This is a genomic window from Stenotrophomonas thermophila, assembly GCF_001499715.1.
Lineage (GTDB): Bacteria > Pseudomonadota > Gammaproteobacteria > Xanthomonadales > Xanthomonadaceae > Stenotrophomonas > Stenotrophomonas hibiscicola.
The window spans coordinates 119,059-134,853 of sequence record NZ_CVIW01000045.1 but is presented as its reverse complement, the minus strand read 5'-3'; the positions used below and the strand labels follow the sequence as shown (position 1 = coordinate 134,853).

The following is a 15,795-nucleotide window of genomic DNA, read 5'->3' as shown; positions in this document are numbered from 1 at the left end:
CGCCCTACCCCGCCTTCCGCGCCGGTTCGGCGTCGGTCGCATGGCGGCTGGCCTTGTACGGCAGGCCCAGATGCTCGCGCAGGGTCTGTCCTTCCAGCTCGCGGTGGTGGTAGCCGCGCGCCTGCAGGATCGGCAGCACCTGGGTCACGAAATCGTCCAGGCCTTCGCGCTGCGCGGCGAAGCCGAGAATGAAGCCATCGCTGGCACCGGCATCGAACCAACGGATCAGCTCATCGGCCACATGCTCCGGTGTGCCGATGAAGTTCGGCCGTGGGCTCACTGCTTCCAGTGCCACCTGGCGCAGGCTCAGGCCCTTCTCACGCGCATCCTGCTTGATACGGTCGGTGGTGGAACGGAACGAGTTGCTGCCGATGTCACCCAGCTCCGGGAACGGTGCATCCGGATCGTACTGGCTGAAATCGTGGTGATCGAAGAAGCGCCCCAGGTACGCCAGTGCATCCTCCAGCGTGGCCAGTGCGGCAATCGCCTGATACTTGGCTTCGGCTTCCTCGGCGGTGCGGCCGACGATGGGGCCGATGCCCGGGAAGATCTTCACCTCATTGCCGCTGCGGCCGTGCGCAATTGCCGAGTTCTTCACCTTCTGGGTGAATGCACGGGTTTCTTCCAGCGAAGGCGAATGGGTGAACACCGCATCGGCGTACTTGCCGGCCAGCGCGATGCCATCGTCAGACGAACCGGCCTGGAAGATTACCGGCTGTCCCTGCGGCGAACGCTGGATGTTGAGCGGGCCTTCCACCTGGAAGAAGCGGCCCTTGTGGTCGAGGCGGCGGAATTTCTCCGGTGCGAAGAACGTGCCGCTGTCGCGCTCGCGCACGAAGGCGTCGTCATCCCACGAATCCCACAGCCCCTGCACCACCTCCAGATATTCGTCGGCTATCTGGTAGCGCAGCGCATGCTCCGGGTGCGGCCGGCCATAGTTGCGACCCGAACCTTCCAACGGCGAGGTCACCACGTTCCAGCCAGCACGACCACCACTGAGCAGATCCAGCGAAGCGAACTGGCGGGCGACGGTGAACGGGTCGCTGTACGAGGTCGACAGCGTGCCGGCCAGGCCGATCTTCTTCGTTGCCGTGGCCAGCGCCGAGAGCAGCGAGATCGGCTCGAAGCGGTTGAGGAAGTGCGGGATGGACTTTTCGTTGATGTACAGGCCGTCGGCAACGAAGCCGAAGGCGATGCCGTTGTCCTCGGCGGTGCGCGCGATGTCGATGTAGAACTGCAGGTTGACGCTGGCATCGGCCGGGTTGGACGGATGCTTCCAGGCATGCATGTGGCTGCCGGGGCCCTGCAGCATGATGCCGAACGGAATGTGGCGCGGGGTGGTGCTCATGGGAATCGCTCCTGCAGGTCAGGCCACCGCCGCGCGCGGCGCGGGCGACAGCAGTTCAAGGGATGTCAGGCGTGCGTCGAGGTCGGCCACCGGTGCATCGAGGATGAATTCACCCACGCCGAAACGCCGGTGCAGCGCATCCAGTTCGCCACGCACGTGCTGCGCATCACCGGACAGCACGCTGGGGCGCGTCTCCTCGATGCGGAAGTCGGCCACCCCCACCTGGCGCGCGTACTCGGCAGCTGCCTCGGCGCTGGGCAGGTTCACCGCCTGCCCGGGACCGAGGTGCAGCTTGTAGACGCGCATCGCACCGATATGGCGCGAAGCGACTTCCGCAGTCGGTGCGGCGAAGGCCACCGTGGCCAGCAGCGGCGGCTGCGAGGCGACTCTGCGGTAGGCGTCGAACGCGGCCTCGATGTGCTTCGGATCACCATCGAAGTGCGCGGCGTAGACGAAGCGCCAGCCCAGCTCGGCCGCCTGCCGTGCACTCTGCGGGCTGGCACCGAGCAGGAAGCGCTCCGGCGCCTGCTGCGGAACCGGCCGCGCCAGCACATCGGCTTCGGCGCCGGACAGATAGCCCTCAAGATCGCGCAGTTGCTGGTCGAAGTCGGCGAACGCCGGGCGCCCGGCCGCCAGCGCGGCAGTCGACGCTGGCAGGCCGCCCGGTGCCTTGCCCACGCCCAGATCCACGCGCCCTGGCGCCAACGCTGCCAGCAGGTTGAAGTTCTCCGCCACCTTGTACGGCGCGTAGTGGCGCAGCATCACCCCGCCGCTGCCGACACGGATGCGCCGGGTCTGCGCCAGCACCCACGCCGCAAGCACCTCCGGTGCGGGACTCGCCAACGTCGGCGCGGCATGGTGCTCGGCAAACCAGTAGCGGTGATAGCCCAGCTGTTCGGCGCGCTGCGCCAGCTGCAGGCTGTTGCGCAGCGCCTGCTCCGGCGAGGCGCCTTCGGCCACCGGGCTCTTGTCCAACACGCTGATCTGATAGCTCATGGTCGCGTCCTCGCTCAGGGATGGGCCGCGGGAATGCCGAGCAACCCGTTCAGCGCGGCCAGGATCGGCTCGGCACCGGAGATGTACTGGCGGTCCTGGTGCACGCCACTCGCGAGGTCACTTCGCACGCCCTGCGGCAGGACCAGCTTCGGCAGCGACTGGTCCTGCTCGCCGATCTCGGCGATCACCTCCCGGCGCGGCCGTGCGAAACCGATGCGGCGCACGTCCAGCTGCGCGTCCAGGCCGTCGATGCTCGACAGAGCACCTTCCAGCAACAGGCTGTGCCGGCAGAAGAAGCGCTGGCCGGGAATCTGTCCGTCCTCGAACTCACGGTCGAGCAGGAACAGGATGGGCTTGTCGGTTGCGTCCAGACTCACGGGGTCGTCCTCATCGGGGGGCGGCAATGCGATGCCGCTTCGATATCGATGCTAGAGATGACGGCGGTCGGCACGGCGATGCCAGGCGACAATCGGCGGTCAGATCCGGCCATGCAGATGCGCCTTGGCCATAAGCAAAGCGCCGCCGGTTATGCCGTCAGGCGATCCTTCGCAGCGGCGCCGGTACCGCCAGCGCCTGCGAAGCCAGATGCCCTGCCGCGCGCTCGGCCGCCAGTGCGATGCGCGCCTGCAAAGCTGCACTGTTGATCTGCTCGCCATCGAAGTCAGCCGGCGTGGCATACACCCCGATCGGCAGCGTGTGCGCCTGCAGGAAACTGAACAACGGCCGCAGCTGGTGATCGATCACCAGCGCATGGCGCTCACTGCCACCGATTGCCGCCAGCAGTACCGGCGTATCCACCAGCGCTTCCAGTTCGATGAAGTCGACCAGGTGCTTGAACAGGCCCGGATACGATCCACGGTACACGGGCGCTGCCACCACGAGTAGTTCGGCGGTCTCCATGGTCCGCAGCGCCTGTTCCACTGCCGGTTCCACTTCACCCCGCGACAGTGACTGGCCCAGCGAGCGTGCAATCGGCGCCAGCTCCACCAGCTCCACGTTGGCATGCACCCGCTCCTGCAAAGACGCCAGCAGGTACCGCACCAGCAGCAACGTACGCGACGTCGCCGAACTAGTCGGCGACCCCACCAATGCAACCACCTTCAATGCAGAAGACATGAACTGCTCCTTGATGATGCCGGACTACGTCCGGCCGCCCTTCGCCTTTTGTAGAGTCGAGCCATGCTCGACTGCTCCAGATCAGAACCGGTAACTGACCCGCCCGTACCAGTACGCGCCGACGTTGCTCAACACGTCGCCGTTGTCCCAGGTCGTCTCGATGCTCGCCACATCGGTGGCACTGCGCGCGTACTCCGGCACCTTGCGGGTGCGCTTGTCGAACACGTTGTTGATGCCCAGCGCCGCACTCCAGCCCGCACCCAGTTCCACGCCACCGGAGAGATTGGTCACCAGCACCGGCGGCTGTTTGTACTCCACGCCGTTGTTCAGGCGCTTGATCGGGCCGTAGTAGGTGAAGTCGACGTTCGAGCGCCAGCGCCCTTTCTGCCAGCCCAACCCCGCCACCTGCGTGTAGCTGGGCGTACGGAAGCGCAGCGCGTACTCGCTGCTCTTGGTCAGCAGGTTGATGTTCGGCAGCCCCTGCAGCGCCGCCGGAATGTCGCTGACCTTCTGGATGGTGGTGCGCCCCACGTTGGCCGCATAGCTCCAGCGCAGCTTGCCCCACACGGTTTCCTGGTTGGCCTCCAGGGTCAGCTCGACACCGCGTGTGCGGGTATTGCCCACGTTGGTGAAGTAGCTGGCATAGAACGCATCACCCGGCAGGATGCTGATGCCGGCCGAACCCAGCAGCGCATCGATGGTGTTCTTCTGCGCCGCAGTCAGCACCGTGCCGCTGTTGTCGGTGATGCGCGCTGGATCCTGCGCGTTGTAGCCGATCTGGCTGGACTGGCCGAGCTGGCCACGGATGTCGATCTGGTAGGCATCCACGGCCAGGTGGAACGCCGGGCTCGGGTCCCAGGTCACGCCCAGGCTGTAGTTGGTGGCTTTCTCGGGCTTCAGCGGCGTCGCACCCAGCGCAACCGCCGCCGGCGAAGACACCTGCGCCACCAGCGTGGTGCCGCACGGGCAGCTGCCGGTGGCCTGGTAGTACTGCGCGCCCAGGCTGGGCGCGTGGAAACCGTTGCTGACCGTGGCACGCACGCCCAGCGCGTCGGTGAAGTCGAAGCGCGTGGTCAGGCGGCCGGTGGAGACACTGCCGAAGTCGGAGTGATCTTCCCAGCGCGCGGCCGCATCCAGATACCAGCGCGAGGTGATATTGGTGGCCGCGCCCACATAGACCGCCTTGCTGTTGCGGGTAGCCTTCACCGCGTCCGCAGTGGAATAGCCGACGAAGGCCGCAGCACCAAAGCCGGTATACGACTCCCACTGCCCCGCCCCACGTTCGTACTGTTCGTGCTGGTACTCGGCACCTGCGCTCACTTCCAGCGGCGAGGCGAACGCAGCCACCTCGAAGCCACGGCGCAGGTCGAGGTTGGCGATACCCTGCTGGTAGTCCAGCTTGCCGTCGTAGAAGTCGGTAGGCGAACCGGGGTATGGCAGCGAGTAGTTCACCGAGTTGCGGGTATAGGTGCGCACCGTGCTGCGGTTGCCGGTAAGGCTGGCGTCGTAGTCCCAGCCTGCGATCTGGCCTTTCACGCCCGCGGTGCCGGTGTACTGCTTCTCCTTGGTTTCCAGCACCGGGAGGAAGCCATCGGGAAACACGCTCAGCACGCCTGGAGCCTTGTAAGTGGTGAAGATGGTCGCCGGCAGACGGAAGTTCTGGATCGCCTGCGCGGTGCGGTCACTGGCCGTAGCGTTAGCGTAGAACTGCGCGCTTTCGCCCAGGCCATGGCCCGCATTCACTGCGAAGGCCTTCAGCGCATACGATGGCGAACTGAGGATGGTGTTGGCCTCGGCATCGCGGTCGGCCTCGGCCGGGTTCGGCGATGCACCGGCCGGCAGCCGGTTGTTCGGACGCAGTGCGACCAGGTTGCCGTTGGCATCCACCGCCGGATAGCTCAGGTAGCCATCGATGTAACGGCGGGTACGGATCGCGTGGTGCTGCCGCGTGGTCTCGCCGGACAGGTTGACGAAGCCATCGGTACCCCACGGCAGGCCCACATTGGCACGCACGCTGGTTCGCGAGCCATCGCCATCAATGCTCTGCCCGCTTTCCACGGCAAACTCGCCACCGTGCGCCTGCGACTTCAGGATCACGTTGACCACACCGGTAATCGCATCGGAGCCATAAATGGCCGACGCACCATCACGCAGCACTTCCACATGGTCGATGGCCGACACCGGAATCAGCGCCAGGTCGGCCCAGGCGTGGCCTGGGAAGCCGCCGCCGTTGGCACCGCTCACATAGGCACTGGCATTGCGGCGCTTTCCGTTCACCAGCACCAGCGTGTAGCCGGGCGACAGGTTGCGCAGCTGGTAGCCACGGATCAGGCTCTCCTGGTCGCTCTGGTAGCCACCAATCTGGCTGAGCGACGGCAGTGCGCGCTGCAGTGCTTCCAGCAGGTTGGCCTGGCCGGTCGCGGTGAGGTCTTCGGCGGAGATCACGTCGATCGGCGTGGAACTGTTCTTCACCGTACGCGTACTGGTGCGGGAGCCGGTCACCACCACGGCATCCAGCGTGGACGCGGCCACGTTGGCCGTCGCGGCGGTGGCAGCGGGATCGGCATCGGCTTCAGCCGCGTGGCCAGGCGACGCGGCCAGAACGGCAGCGATCAGGACAGCAAGGGGGCTCAGGACAGGGGCGTGGGCGGCAGGCATGGGGGCTCGTGGGGGTGGGCCGGAAACACGCTTCCATTCAAGGGCCTGTTCACCCGCGGCAACAGGCGGGATCGCGTCACCCAACCGTCATATCCGGCCAGCCACATGATTGCTGGTAATGACGTTAGGCAGGCCTGCACGGCACGCCCTTGGCACGGCGATGGGCAATCGACGTTGGATGATGTGCGGCGGGGGGGGGGCGACCGGCGGCGGTCGGCAACCGACGGGGTAGAGTCGACTGTTAGTCGACTGCTGTTGGCGATACCGCCTGGAAGCCCGCGCTGCGCGCGATAGTCGACTAACAGTCGACCCTACCCCGTCGGGCGCCCCAAGCCAGGAATGTCACCCGTGCACATGCTCTACAGGCATCATCTCATGCCCGCGCGCCACTCAGCGCCGCGCACCGCCGCCCGTAGCATCAAGCCATGCCCAGCCCACCCGCCGACCCCGCTGCGCCGCTCGTTGCCATCGTCGCCTGCCACGGCCAGGGGCTGTTCGAATTCGGCTGTGCGGTGGGCCTGTTCGCGCCGATAAGACCCGAGCTCGGCGTGGCCTGGTATCGCACCCAGCTGTGCGCGGGTGAACCCGGTGCGCTGCGCATGCTTGGCGGAACGCAGGTGCAGCTTCCCTACGACCTCAGCACAGTTGATGACGCCGACATCATCGTCATTCCCGGTTGGCGCGAGCCCAGCGAGCGCCCGCCACAGGCGCTGCTTGATGCACTCATCCGTGCCCACGGCCGTGGCGCGCGCATCGCTTCGATCTGCTCCGGTGCCTTCGTGCTGGCGTGGGCCGGGCTGCTCGATGGCCGCCAGGCCACAACCCACTGGCGCCTCACCGAAGCGCTGGCGCGCGACTTCCCACGCATCGATGTGCGCGAGGACGTGCTGTACGTCGATACCGGCAGCATCATCACCTCGGCCGGCTCGGCCACCGGCATGGACATGATGCTGCACATGGTGCGCAAGGACTACGGCGCGCGCGTGGCCAACCTGGTGGCCGAGCGGCTGGTACTGGCGCCATGGCGTGATGCCGGGCGCAGCCAGCGCGTCAGCCGCGCCATTCCCCATGGCGAGCCCTCGCGTCTGGCAAAACTGATGGAATGGATGCGCCGCAACCTGCGCGAGCCGCACTCGCTGGGCAGTCTTGCCGAGCAGGCCGCGCTCAGCCAGCGCACGCTGCAGCGGCAGTTCCTGGAAGCCACCGGCCTGTCACCCATCGACTGGCTGATCCGCGAGCGCGTGGCATTCGCCCGCGAGCTGCTGGAAACCACTGACCGGCCGCTGCAGTGGATTGCCGAGCAGGCCGGCTTTGGTTCGCAGGAGTCGTTCCGCCGGCACTTCCGCGGCCAGGTGGACGCCAGTCCTACCGAATACCGCAGCCAGCATCGCGGCGGAATTGGCGCGGATCGGCTGGTGGGCTGCTGATCCAACGCATCACTCCCAGGTGATGCGTGAGGAAAGGCTCACGGCAGGCTACGGCGCCCCACGTATAGTGACGGGCGTCACAAGAAGCCCCTTCCATGCTCCACGCATTTGCTTACTCCAGCCGCATGTCGGCTGGGCTGTCCAATCACGCCCTCCGCCAGATCGTCTTGCAATCTGCCGCGTTCAATCGTCGGGTGGACGTTACCGGTGCGCTGATCGTCGACGGCCAGCGGTTTTTCCAGTACATCGAAGGCCCGCCCGATGGCATGGCGGCGGTCAGGCGCCGCATCCAGGACAGCCGTTCGCACGCCGCCGTCGCCCCGGTACTGGACATGGCAATCGGCGCCCGCGCCGTTCCGTACTGGGCGATGACCCACATCGAGACCGGACAGATCGTGGTATCCGGCCTGGTGAATGCGCGCTGGGACGAGTTCGGCCACGCCATCCCGGGCATGGACCAGCTCGTCGGCCTGCTCCGTCCGCATTTTCCACGCGTCGGCAGCGTCGGCGCGCCACGCGCAAACGCCTGATACACACTGAACCGTCGCCTTGCACGCGCACGCCGCCGCGGCCGCGCGCTGCGTTCAGGCGTCATCATCCAGATCCCCCTTCCCATTGTCTTCGCCACGCCCATCGCATGCCCGTACCCGCCCACCCTGCAACGGAAACACGCGCATCGCCTGCCGACCTGTTCGAGATCATCGTCGTGCGTGCAGGCACCGTCCTGTTCGCCATCGACGTCCAGGCGGCGGTCGAAATTCGCGGTCCGGAGAGACTCAGCCCTGCAGACCTCCATGGCAGGGCGACCCTGGAGGTCCGTGGGCAACCGTTACCCGTCGTCGACCTGCGCCGCATGAGCGGCCAACCGGCATTCGAGGGTGGCAGCCCGGCCATGCTGTTGATCAACGCCGGCACCGCACCCCTGGCGCTGGCCGTGGACGAAGTGCTGGAGATTGAGGCACCCGACGCGACCACACGCGTCCCCGAGCGTGCCGCGGGCCAATCGTTCGGCTTCTGCAGCGGGCACATTCAACTTGACCCGGCGCGCTCGGCTGCACTGATCGAACCGGTGGCACTGCTGGCCGCACTCGCCACGCAGGGGTGACCGGCGGCGTCTCAGGATCGTCCTGCCAAGGCACGGTTTCGCAGCCTCCAGCACTGCGCGGCAAAGCCGATCACGAACACCACCAGGCAGGCCAGCAGGGTGTGCAGCACCACCGGGGCCATCGGCGCCGCTGCAATCGGATGCGCTGCCGGCAAGCGGGTCAGCGTTTCGTTGACGCCGGGCACCAACGAGAGCAGGAAGCTGAACGACAGTGCGAAGGTCGACAGGTAACGCGCGGCGCGCCCCAGCCAGCGCAGCCGCGCGGCCAGCACGCCGCCGAATGCCACCAGCAGCACGACCACCCCGAAGGCGTGGCCCGGATTGAGCCCCCCGGTGCTGGAGACGGTGAACGAGGTGGCCACCGACAGCACCAGCCCCACCAGGTACAGCTTGCCCGCGCGGGTGGCGGGATCGATTGCGCGGTGGCGGATGAAGGCATACAGGCCGCTCAACACCGGGATCAGGCTGACAGCGGTATGGATCACGCCGAGCGTGGACAGAGGGTGCGACATGGACATATCTCCGGAACAGTATTAACCTACTAGTAGGTAGGCATTGGACTCAAAAAGAAGGCCCGCGTCGCCGCAGGCCCACCACACATCGCTCAGGTCGCCGCGCTCACCCGCGCGATGGCCAGCCGTGCCAGCGCAGCAAACGTCGCCGCATCGCCGAAACCGCGCGCGGCCAGCATCGCGCCATGCACCGATGACATGAACGCCTTGGCCTCGTCCGCCGCCGAACCCTGCAGGCGCAGTTGCCCAAGCGCCGCACCCTTTTCCAGGGTGAGGGCCAGCCAGCCGCTCAGGTCCTCGAAATGTCCACGCACTTCCTCGGCAATTTCCGGCGGAATCATCGGCGCCTCGGCGGCCAGCATCGCGCAGATGCAGAACGAGGACGTCTCCCCTGCAATACAGCTGGACCAGTACTCCACATACGCGCTGAGTTCCTGCAGCGGGTCGTCGAGCTGGCGATCCAGCAGCGCCAGGCCCTCGCGCGCCTCGGCCCGGTACAGCTCAACCACCGTGCGCACCAAGTCCGCCTTGCTGGGGAAGTGGTGATGGATGCTGGCCTTGCTGATGTTCACCCGCGCCGACACGTCGGCGTAGCTGAAGCCGTTGTAGCCACCAGCCTCCAGCAGCGAACGGGCGTGGGCCAGGATCTCTTGGGCCTTGGGCGAGAGCGGCTCTTTCATGCCGTCAACCTACTAGTAGGTTGACGCTCTGTCAACTATCCGCGGCCGGGTGGGCAGCATCTGGTACTGCCGGCCGCTGGCCGGCAACTGCACGCACCCAACTCCACCTGGATGCCGGCCAGCGGCCGGCACTACCACATCCGGGCGTTCATGGCCGGTTTTGACATGCAGGTAGTTACCTGCATATAGTCCACTCAAGGGCGGCACCTGCCGGCCCATGCGAGGAACCTGCAATGGTGGATATCGCACACCGGGTCGGCATCAAGGCCCCCGCAAGCCAGATGTATCAAGCACTGGCCACCCCCGAAGGCGTCGCCGCCTGGTGGGCAGAAGACGCCCATGGCGACTACAACGTCGGCGGCACGGTAAAGCTCCGTTTCACCAACAACGGCCAGGAAATCGGCGCCATGGAAATGCAGCTGGAACAGCTCATTCCCGGTGAGCTGGTGCTCTCTGGAAGTTCCTGGTCGGCCCTGCCGAATGGATCGGCACCCACGTGCGCTTCGCGCTGAAGCAGGAAGGCGACTACTGCATCGTGCTGTTCACCCACGAAGGCTGGAAGGAACGCGTCGAGTTCACCTCCCACTGCAGCACCAAGTGGGCGGTGTTCCTGATGAGCCTCAAAGCCCTGCTGGAAACCGGCAAGGGCCAGCCCAACCCCCGCGACGTCAGGATCGACAACTGGAACTGAAGACGCCCCGCATGAATGCAGACAAGGTGTTCAAGGCCCTGGCCGACCCCACACGCAGGACGCTGCTGGACCTGCTCTGCGAAGACAACGGTCAGACCCTCGGTCAGCTGTGCGAGCACCTGGACATGGCCCGGCAATCGGTCACCCAGCACCTGGGCCTGCTGGAAGACGCCAACCTGATCAGCACCGTGCGTCGTGGCCGCGAGAAGCTGCACTTCATCAACCCGGTGCCACTGCATGAAGTCTATGAGCGCTGGGTACGCAAGTTCGAGCAGCAGCGCCTGAGCCTGCTGCATGACCTGAAACGCGAACTGGAAGGAGAATGACGATGTCCGCAGAGTCCACCCGCTTCATCCACGTGATCTACATCGCCTCCACGCCACAGAAGGTGTTCGAGGCCATCACCCGCCCCGAGATCGCCCGCCGTTACTGGGGCCACGAGAACATCTCGGACTGGAAGCCCGGCTCGCGCTGGCAGCATGTGCGCGCCAACGAAACGCGCTCGGTCGAACTGGTCGGCGAGGTGGTGGAAAGTACCCCGCCCTCGCGGCTGGTCATCACCTGGGCCGCCACCTCGCAGGCCGACAACCCGGACGCCTACAGCCGGGTCACCTTCGACATCGTGCCCTACCAGGACATGGTGCGGCTGACGGTTACCCATGAGGAGCTGGAGCCGGGCAGCGGCATGGATACCGGCATCCGCCAGGGCTGGCCGATCGTGCTGTCGAGCCTGAAGTCGCTGCTGGAGACGGGCAAGGGGCTGGATGTGTTTGCCAAGCCAGCGTAGCCGTCGGGAGGGTTGGGCCGCGCGAGCGGCACCGGGCAGATGGCCCCCTGTCGCCGCCGCCGCGCAATTCCCAATCGCTCCCGCACATTGCATTTCATGGAACAATAGGGAGCACATGGTTCTCGAGTTCCGTTATGTCCCCCGCGTTGCTAACCGTCGATCAGGCTGCCCAGCAGCTCAGCCTGCACCCCAAAACCGTCCTGCGGCATATCCGTAGCGGCCAACTGCGCGCGACCCGCATCGGCAAGTCCTATCGCATCACCGCCGAAGACCTCGACGTGTTCACCGGCACCGTGCGTGAGCCCTCCGCTGCGCGCCCACAGCTGACCACAGTGGTGGACATTCCCGGATGCGGTGCGGCACGTGCCGCCGACCTGGTCCGTGCCCTGCATGCGCGCGTCACCGGCCGCGAGGCCGACGATGAGCCGCTGCGCATGGAGACGATCTATTCGCCTGAGCACGATGTGCTCAAGCTGATCGTGATCGGTGGTCTGGCAGGTTCCACGGCGCTGCTGGTCAGCCTGCAGCGTCTGCTGCAGGACCGCAGCGCATGAAGCGGCAGCGCCCCGGCATTCCCACGCAGCACGTACTTGCCGCCTATCGCCAGGTGCTTTCGGACTGGCCGGTACCACACGAATCGCACCATCTCGCCACCCGCGCCGGTTCGACATTTGTGGTCAGCTGCGGCCCGGAACACGGCCCTGCCCTGGTGCTGCTGCATGGCACCCACAGCAATGCCGCCAGCTGGATGTTCGATGCCGAACGTTGGAGCGAGTACTACCGCGTGCATGCCGTCGACATCATTGGCGAACCGGGCCTCAGCGAAGGCACGCAACCTGCGCTGGACAGCGACGCGCATGCGCAATGGCTGGATGATGTCCTCGACGCACTTGGCGTGGAAAGCGCAGCATTCGTGGGCCTGTCGTTCGGCGGCTTCCTGGCACTGGACTACGCGCTGCGAAGGCCTGCCCGGGTCAACGCACTGGTCCTGGTCAGCCCCTCGGGTATCGGGCGCCAGCGTGCATTCCTGCTCAAGGCGCTGCCACTGTTGCTGCTTGGCCGATGGGGACGCGAGCGCCTGCGCCGCGCGGTCATGGGTCCCGCGCCACTGCATGCACCTGCACGTGCGCAGCCGCTGCTCGACCTGCTGGCATTGATCCGTGCCGAGGTTCGGCCACGTCCGCTGCGCATTCCCCGCATCAGCGACGAGCGCCTGGCTACGTTGCATCCGCCGGCAGCCCTTGTCATGGGCGCGCGTGATGCCCTCATCGACACCCCTGCCGCCGCCGAACGTATGAAGCGGCTCGTCCCGACGGCGGACGTCACCCTGCTCGCAGACGCCTATCACTACATCCCCGGCCTGCGCGAAGACATCCTCGCCCGGCTGCGTCAACTGCAGAACCTCCAGCATGAATGATTCCATTGAACACATCGGCACCACCGGCCTCCTGCGCATCGCGCCGCAGGGCCCCGCACTCGATGCCAACGGCCTGCGCGATGTGGTCGGCGATGCCCTCGGGCATCAGGCCGAGTGGATTGCCGTGCCGGTGCAGCGCCTTTCGGCAGACTTCTTCGAGCTGCGCTCCGGCATGGCCGGGCAATGGCTGCAGATGCTGGTGAACTACCGCCTGCGTTTCGCCGTGCTGGGCGATGTCAGCGCTTACCGCGCACAAAGCGAATCACTGGACGCGTGGATCACCGAATGCAACCGCGGCCACAACGGCTGCTTCGTGTCCGACTGGGATGCCCTGCTGGCACGTCTTCCCGTGTCGGCCAGCTAGCGCGCCGTCCAGCCCCCATCCACCGGCAGCGCCGTGCCGGTAATCTGCGCTGCCGCGTCCGAGGCCAGGAACACCACCATCTCGCCCAGCTGCTCGGGCGTCACGAACTGCAACGACGGCTGCTTCTCGGCCAGCAGCGCACGCGCGGCGGACTCCTGATCCGTGCCCTCGCGCTCGGCCAACGCGGTGATCTGCTGCGCGACCAGCGCCGTTCGCACCCAGCCTGGGCAGATCGCGTTTGCGGTGATGCCGGTGCCCGCATTCTCAAGCGCGGTCACCTTGGTGAAGCCGACCACGCCATGCTTGGCCACCACATAGGCCGACTTGTTCACTGAGCCGACCAGTCCGTGCACCGATGCGATGTTGATGATGCGGCCGGCGCCCTGCTGCTTCATGTGCGGCAACGCCGCCGCCGTTGCATGGAACACCGCCGACAGGTTCAGCGCCAGGATCGCGTCCCACTTCTCGACCGGGAATTCCTCGATCGACGCGGTGTGCTGGATGCCCGCATTGTTCACCAGAATGTCGATGCGCCCCATCGTCGCCACGGCGTGGTCGATCAGTCCGCGCACTGCCTCGCCACGGGAAAGGTCCGCGCCATCATGCGCCACCCGTACACCGAACTCAGTTTCGAGTTGGGTACGGATGCGCTCGATTTCCGCCGCGTCGCCGAAGCCATTCAGCACGATGTCGGCACCTTGCCGCGCCAGCGCGGTGGCGATGCCAAGACCGATACCGCTGGTGGAACCGGTGACCACCGCAACCTTTCCACTGAACATGGGCAAGCTTCCATTGGGCGTAGGTGGCCAGTGTAGCTTCACCGGCGCGCCCCTTTAAGCGGCGCTACCTTGGTCAATCAACGGTTAAAACGCGTTGGGTAGCCGCCGAGGGAAGTGTCCAGCATTCATTCAAAACGGGCGGTACGCCTCAGAGGGGGCGCAGCCGTGGCCTGCTGGCGATGCTGTCCGACTCCCACAAGGGCAATGCATCCATGCTTTGCCCGGCGGATCGAAATCGAACAGGTCCGAAAATAGCTTCTGCGGCCGTTCTACTCCCCCCACCGCCAACCGGGCGGGGCGCCTTTAATCCAGCAGATAAGGACAAGGACCAACACTACGGTCCACGTGTAGAGCTGAAATGCGATGGGCTCGCGAAATGGAGAGAACAGAAACGGACCCGCCAGCAGCAGGCCGAATGCGACTGCGTACACAAGCCAGCCCTGCCATGCGCACGGTATCCCCCAACCCCATCCGTACTTTTTCCTGGTAAACCAGTACTTCCTGCTGATCATTGCAATCTTCCTCGATGGCCGCCGATCTCACGTACCTGATCCAAGCATGCTTTGAGCTGTTCGTGAAGGCGTCGGTCCAGAATCAAGTCAGTATCCCCTCTGGCTGTGACGAGAACAGAGCTACGGTCCGTGCGCAGCACGAAGACGTTGCGACCGTTCTGCATGCGGAACTTGCCAAGTTCAACGCCCCCTGTGCTGGTCCCAAGTTGCCGGTGAGGCAGCGTGATCCTTGAAGCATCGGAAGCGTCCTGCCACGAGACACTGGAAAGCGGGAGCTGCAGTCGGACAAACGCTGCTGACCCAATCAGCTGGCCATCTGTAACGGCGATGTACGCTGTCCGCGCTTGATATACGAGGCCAAAGGCAACTACGACAACAACGGCCAGCGCCGAGCCGAGCGCAATATTCCTGGCTGGCACCCCGCCAGAGCGGGATGCAAGCCATATTGCGATCAGAACCACGGCTGCTGCCACGCATATGCCGAGAGGAAGCGCGTAGGCGTGAATCAGGGATACATCCAGCGTCGATCGGCACATCATCAGGAACTACTCCGCAGAGATTGACCGCATGCCATAAACGTAAGTCGCCTCGACAATCGTCTCAAATGCATCTTCGTCACAGGTGACAAGGCCGACGTTTCGCATCGCGCGCAGAACCGAGCGGACCTCGTTCCATGTTACGGGCTTTGCGTGTTCATCGCAGATCATACTTGCACTGCCACGCATGAGAGTGCTTCGGCATCAGATACCGCGCAACAAACGCCCATTTCTCATCGATCGCATTGGCCGAACAGGAGCTGCGCGCAGTCATGCCATTGCAGTGACACTGTTCATACCGAACTTCAAACACGCTCTAGAAGAGAACGCTCGCTCGATCAACGGTCGCCAGCGGATTGGCCTTCCGCACCGCCTCCAGAAAGAGCAGGAAGTCGCGGTTGAACAGCGACAGGTTGTTGGTGAACGTCACGCACTTTCTACCCGATGCTCTGCTGAAGCACACCTGCCAGACATAGCGCGAATAGATGACGTCGGACGTTCGTGTGACTGAGGTGATCTGCGAAAGCGGAACCGCCGTGGGCACCGGCCCACGCCGCAGGTAAAAGGACTCCGCATCAAAGAAATAGTGCTCGCGATCCTCTTTGCCATCCACCATCACCAAGGTCATGGATGTTCCGGAGATCCGGCGAGGGGCATGCAAATGCAGCCCCGTCTCTACGGACGAGCGAGCAGTTGCTGACATTCGCCGAAGGGTGAACCAGAGGATCACCAACGGAAGGGCCGCGAGGATAATGAAACCTACGGTCTTCAAAACAGTTTCCAGCGTGCTGGGCACACAGATCTCCAGGATGAACGTTCAGGCGATGCCCAAGTAGATCCACGCCATGCGTGGATGCTCTCCCTCAG

Annotated in this window: 17 protein-coding genes and 1 pseudogene; 9 read left to right on the top strand and 9 right to left on the bottom strand. The window is 65.2% G+C overall.

Annotation, left to right across the window (positions count from 1 at the left end):
- Positions 1-4: 4 nt before the first annotated feature.
- From BN1263_RS16315 to BN1263_RS16295, 5 genes are all read right to left on the bottom strand, one after another.
- A complete protein-coding gene (locus BN1263_RS16315; RefSeq protein ID WP_058982608.1) occupies positions 5-1,348 on the bottom strand; it encodes an LLM class flavin-dependent oxidoreductase in 1,344 nt (447 codons plus the stop codon).
- Between the two features lie 18 nt (positions 1,349-1,366).
- Positions 1,367-2,344 (bottom strand): LLM class flavin-dependent oxidoreductase, encoded by a 978-nt coding sequence (locus BN1263_RS16310; protein ID WP_058982606.1) that lies wholly within the window; start codon positions 2,342-2,344, stop codon positions 1,367-1,369.
- Positions 2,345-2,358: 14 nt separating this feature from the next.
- Positions 2,359-2,721 (bottom strand): DUF3088 family protein, encoded by a 363-nt coding sequence (locus BN1263_RS16305; RefSeq protein ID WP_058982605.1) that lies wholly within the window; start codon positions 2,719-2,721, stop codon positions 2,359-2,361.
- 157 nt (positions 2,722-2,878) lie between these two features.
- Entirely contained in the window at positions 2,879-3,460 is a 582-nt protein-coding gene (gene msuE, locus BN1263_RS16300) for an FMN reductase (protein ID WP_058982603.1), read from the bottom strand.
- Positions 3,461-3,541: 81 nt separating this feature from the next.
- Positions 3,542-6,118 (bottom strand): TonB-dependent receptor plug domain-containing protein, encoded by a 2,577-nt coding sequence (locus BN1263_RS16295; RefSeq protein ID WP_058982601.1) that lies wholly within the window; start codon positions 6,116-6,118, stop codon positions 3,542-3,544.
- A gap of 425 nt (positions 6,119-6,543) precedes the next feature.
- Between BN1263_RS16295 and ftrA the strand changes: the two genes are divergently transcribed.
- The 3 genes from ftrA (at position 6,544) to BN1263_RS16280 (ending at position 8,650) form a co-directional block, all read left to right on the top strand.
- Positions 6,544-7,545 (top strand): transcriptional regulator FtrA, encoded by a 1,002-nt coding sequence (gene ftrA / locus BN1263_RS16290; protein ID WP_058982599.1) that lies wholly within the window; start codon positions 6,544-6,546, stop codon positions 7,543-7,545.
- A 95-nt stretch (positions 7,546-7,640) separates the two neighbouring features.
- Positions 7,641-8,075, top strand: coding sequence for a BLUF domain-containing protein (locus BN1263_RS16285; protein WP_058982597.1), 435 nt, complete (start codon positions 7,641-7,643; stop codon positions 8,073-8,075).
- A 107-nt stretch (positions 8,076-8,182) separates the two neighbouring features.
- Positions 8,183-8,650: a chemotaxis protein CheW gene (locus BN1263_RS16280; RefSeq protein WP_058982596.1), complete on the top strand. Its 468-nt coding sequence runs from the start codon at positions 8,183-8,185 to the stop codon at positions 8,648-8,650.
- A gap of 11 nt (positions 8,651-8,661) precedes the next feature.
- Here the strand turns inward: BN1263_RS16280 and BN1263_RS16275 are convergent, their stop codons facing one another.
- Together BN1263_RS16275 and BN1263_RS16270 are read right to left on the bottom strand one after the other, a co-directional pair.
- The gene (locus BN1263_RS16275) at positions 8,662-9,162 is read right to left on the bottom strand and encodes a hypothetical protein (RefSeq protein ID WP_058982594.1); all 501 of its coding nucleotides are present in this window, start codon (positions 9,160-9,162) and stop codon (positions 8,662-8,664) included.
- A gap of 92 nt (positions 9,163-9,254) precedes the next feature.
- Positions 9,255-9,842 (bottom strand): TetR/AcrR family transcriptional regulator, encoded by a 588-nt coding sequence (locus BN1263_RS16270; protein WP_058982591.1) that lies wholly within the window; start codon positions 9,840-9,842, stop codon positions 9,255-9,257.
- A gap of 233 nt (positions 9,843-10,075) precedes the next feature.
- Here BN1263_RS16270 and BN1263_RS21025 point away from each other — a divergent pair.
- The 6 genes and pseudogenes from BN1263_RS21025 to BN1263_RS16240 all read left to right on the top strand — a co-directional run bounded on the left by BN1263_RS21025 (position 10,076) and on the right by BN1263_RS16240 (position 13,101).
- Positions 10,076-10,533: pseudogene (locus BN1263_RS21025) on the top strand (SRPBCC family protein).
- An 11-nt stretch (positions 10,534-10,544) separates the two neighbouring features.
- Positions 10,545-10,859 carry an ArsR/SmtB family transcription factor gene (locus BN1263_RS16260; protein WP_005416268.1) on the top strand — a complete coding sequence of 105 codons (315 nt, stop codon included), beginning with the start codon at positions 10,545-10,547 and terminating at the stop codon, positions 10,857-10,859.
- A gap of 2 nt (positions 10,860-10,861) precedes the next feature.
- A complete protein-coding gene (locus BN1263_RS16255) occupies positions 10,862-11,320 on the top strand; it encodes an SRPBCC family protein (RefSeq protein ID WP_058982588.1) in 459 nt (152 codons plus the stop codon).
- Positions 11,321-11,454: 134 nt separating this feature from the next.
- Positions 11,455-11,874 carry a helix-turn-helix domain-containing protein gene (locus tag BN1263_RS16250; protein ID WP_058982586.1) on the top strand — a complete coding sequence of 140 codons (420 nt, stop codon included), beginning with the start codon at positions 11,455-11,457 and terminating at the stop codon, positions 11,872-11,874.
- A complete protein-coding gene (locus BN1263_RS16245) occupies positions 11,871-12,737 on the top strand; it encodes an alpha/beta fold hydrolase (protein WP_058982584.1) in 867 nt (288 codons plus the stop codon). The genes BN1263_RS16250 and BN1263_RS16245 overlap by 4 nt, the downstream gene beginning before the upstream one ends.
- Entirely contained in the window at positions 12,730-13,101 is a 372-nt protein-coding gene (locus tag BN1263_RS16240; RefSeq protein WP_058982582.1) for a DUF4180 domain-containing protein, read from the top strand. Before BN1263_RS16245 ends, BN1263_RS16240 begins: the two co-directional genes overlap by 8 nt.
- Here BN1263_RS16240 and BN1263_RS16235 read toward each other — a convergent pair.
- Complete coding sequence (locus tag BN1263_RS16235; protein WP_058982580.1) at positions 13,098-13,880, bottom strand: 3-hydroxybutyrate dehydrogenase; 783 nt, start codon at positions 13,878-13,880, stop codon at positions 13,098-13,100. The genes BN1263_RS16240 and BN1263_RS16235 overlap by 4 nt on opposite strands.
- A 1,364-nt stretch (positions 13,881-15,244) precedes the next feature.
- A complete protein-coding gene (locus BN1263_RS16220) occupies positions 15,245-15,724 on the bottom strand; it encodes a hypothetical protein (RefSeq protein WP_260832980.1) in 480 nt (159 codons plus the stop codon).
- Positions 15,725-15,795 lie beyond the last annotated feature (71 nt).

Excerpts from the sequence above, each read along its gene's own strand:
- BN1263_RS16315 (WP_058982608.1), bottom strand. The coding sequence starts at position 1,348 with ATGAGCACCACCCCGCGCCACATTCCGTTCGGCATCATGCTGCAGGGC.
- BN1263_RS16310 (WP_058982606.1), bottom strand. The coding sequence starts at position 2,344 with ATGAGCTATCAGATCAGCGTGTTGGACAAGAGCCCGGTGGCCGAAGGC.
- msuE (WP_058982603.1), bottom strand. The coding sequence starts at position 3,460 with ATGTCTTCTGCATTGAAGGTGGTTGCATTGGTGGGGTCGCCGACTAGT.
- BN1263_RS16295 (WP_058982601.1), bottom strand. The coding sequence starts at position 6,118 with ATGCCTGCCGCCCACGCCCCTGTCCTGAGCCCCCTTGCTGTCCTGATC.
- ftrA (WP_058982599.1), top strand. The coding sequence starts at position 6,544 with ATGCCCAGCCCACCCGCCGACCCCGCTGCGCCGCTCGTTGCCATCGTC.
- BN1263_RS16285 (WP_058982597.1), top strand. The coding sequence starts at position 7,641 with ATGCTCCACGCATTTGCTTACTCCAGCCGCATGTCGGCTGGGCTGTCC.
- BN1263_RS16280 (WP_058982596.1), top strand. The coding sequence starts at position 8,183 with ATGCCCGTACCCGCCCACCCTGCAACGGAAACACGCGCATCGCCTGCC.
- BN1263_RS16275 (WP_058982594.1), bottom strand. The coding sequence starts at position 9,162 with ATGTCGCACCCTCTGTCCACGCTCGGCGTGATCCATACCGCTGTCAGC.
- BN1263_RS16270 (WP_058982591.1), bottom strand. The coding sequence starts at position 9,842 with ATGAAAGAGCCGCTCTCGCCCAAGGCCCAAGAGATCCTGGCCCACGCC.
- BN1263_RS16260 (WP_005416268.1), top strand. The coding sequence starts at position 10,545 with ATGAATGCAGACAAGGTGTTCAAGGCCCTGGCCGACCCCACACGCAGG.
- BN1263_RS16255 (WP_058982588.1), top strand. The coding sequence starts at position 10,862 with ATGTCCGCAGAGTCCACCCGCTTCATCCACGTGATCTACATCGCCTCC.
- BN1263_RS16250 (WP_058982586.1), top strand. The coding sequence starts at position 11,455 with ATGTCCCCCGCGTTGCTAACCGTCGATCAGGCTGCCCAGCAGCTCAGC.
- BN1263_RS16245 (WP_058982584.1), top strand. The coding sequence starts at position 11,871 with ATGAAGCGGCAGCGCCCCGGCATTCCCACGCAGCACGTACTTGCCGCC.
- BN1263_RS16240 (WP_058982582.1), top strand. The coding sequence starts at position 12,730 with ATGAATGATTCCATTGAACACATCGGCACCACCGGCCTCCTGCGCATC.
- BN1263_RS16235 (WP_058982580.1), bottom strand. The coding sequence starts at position 13,880 with ATGTTCAGTGGAAAGGTTGCGGTGGTCACCGGTTCCACCAGCGGTATC.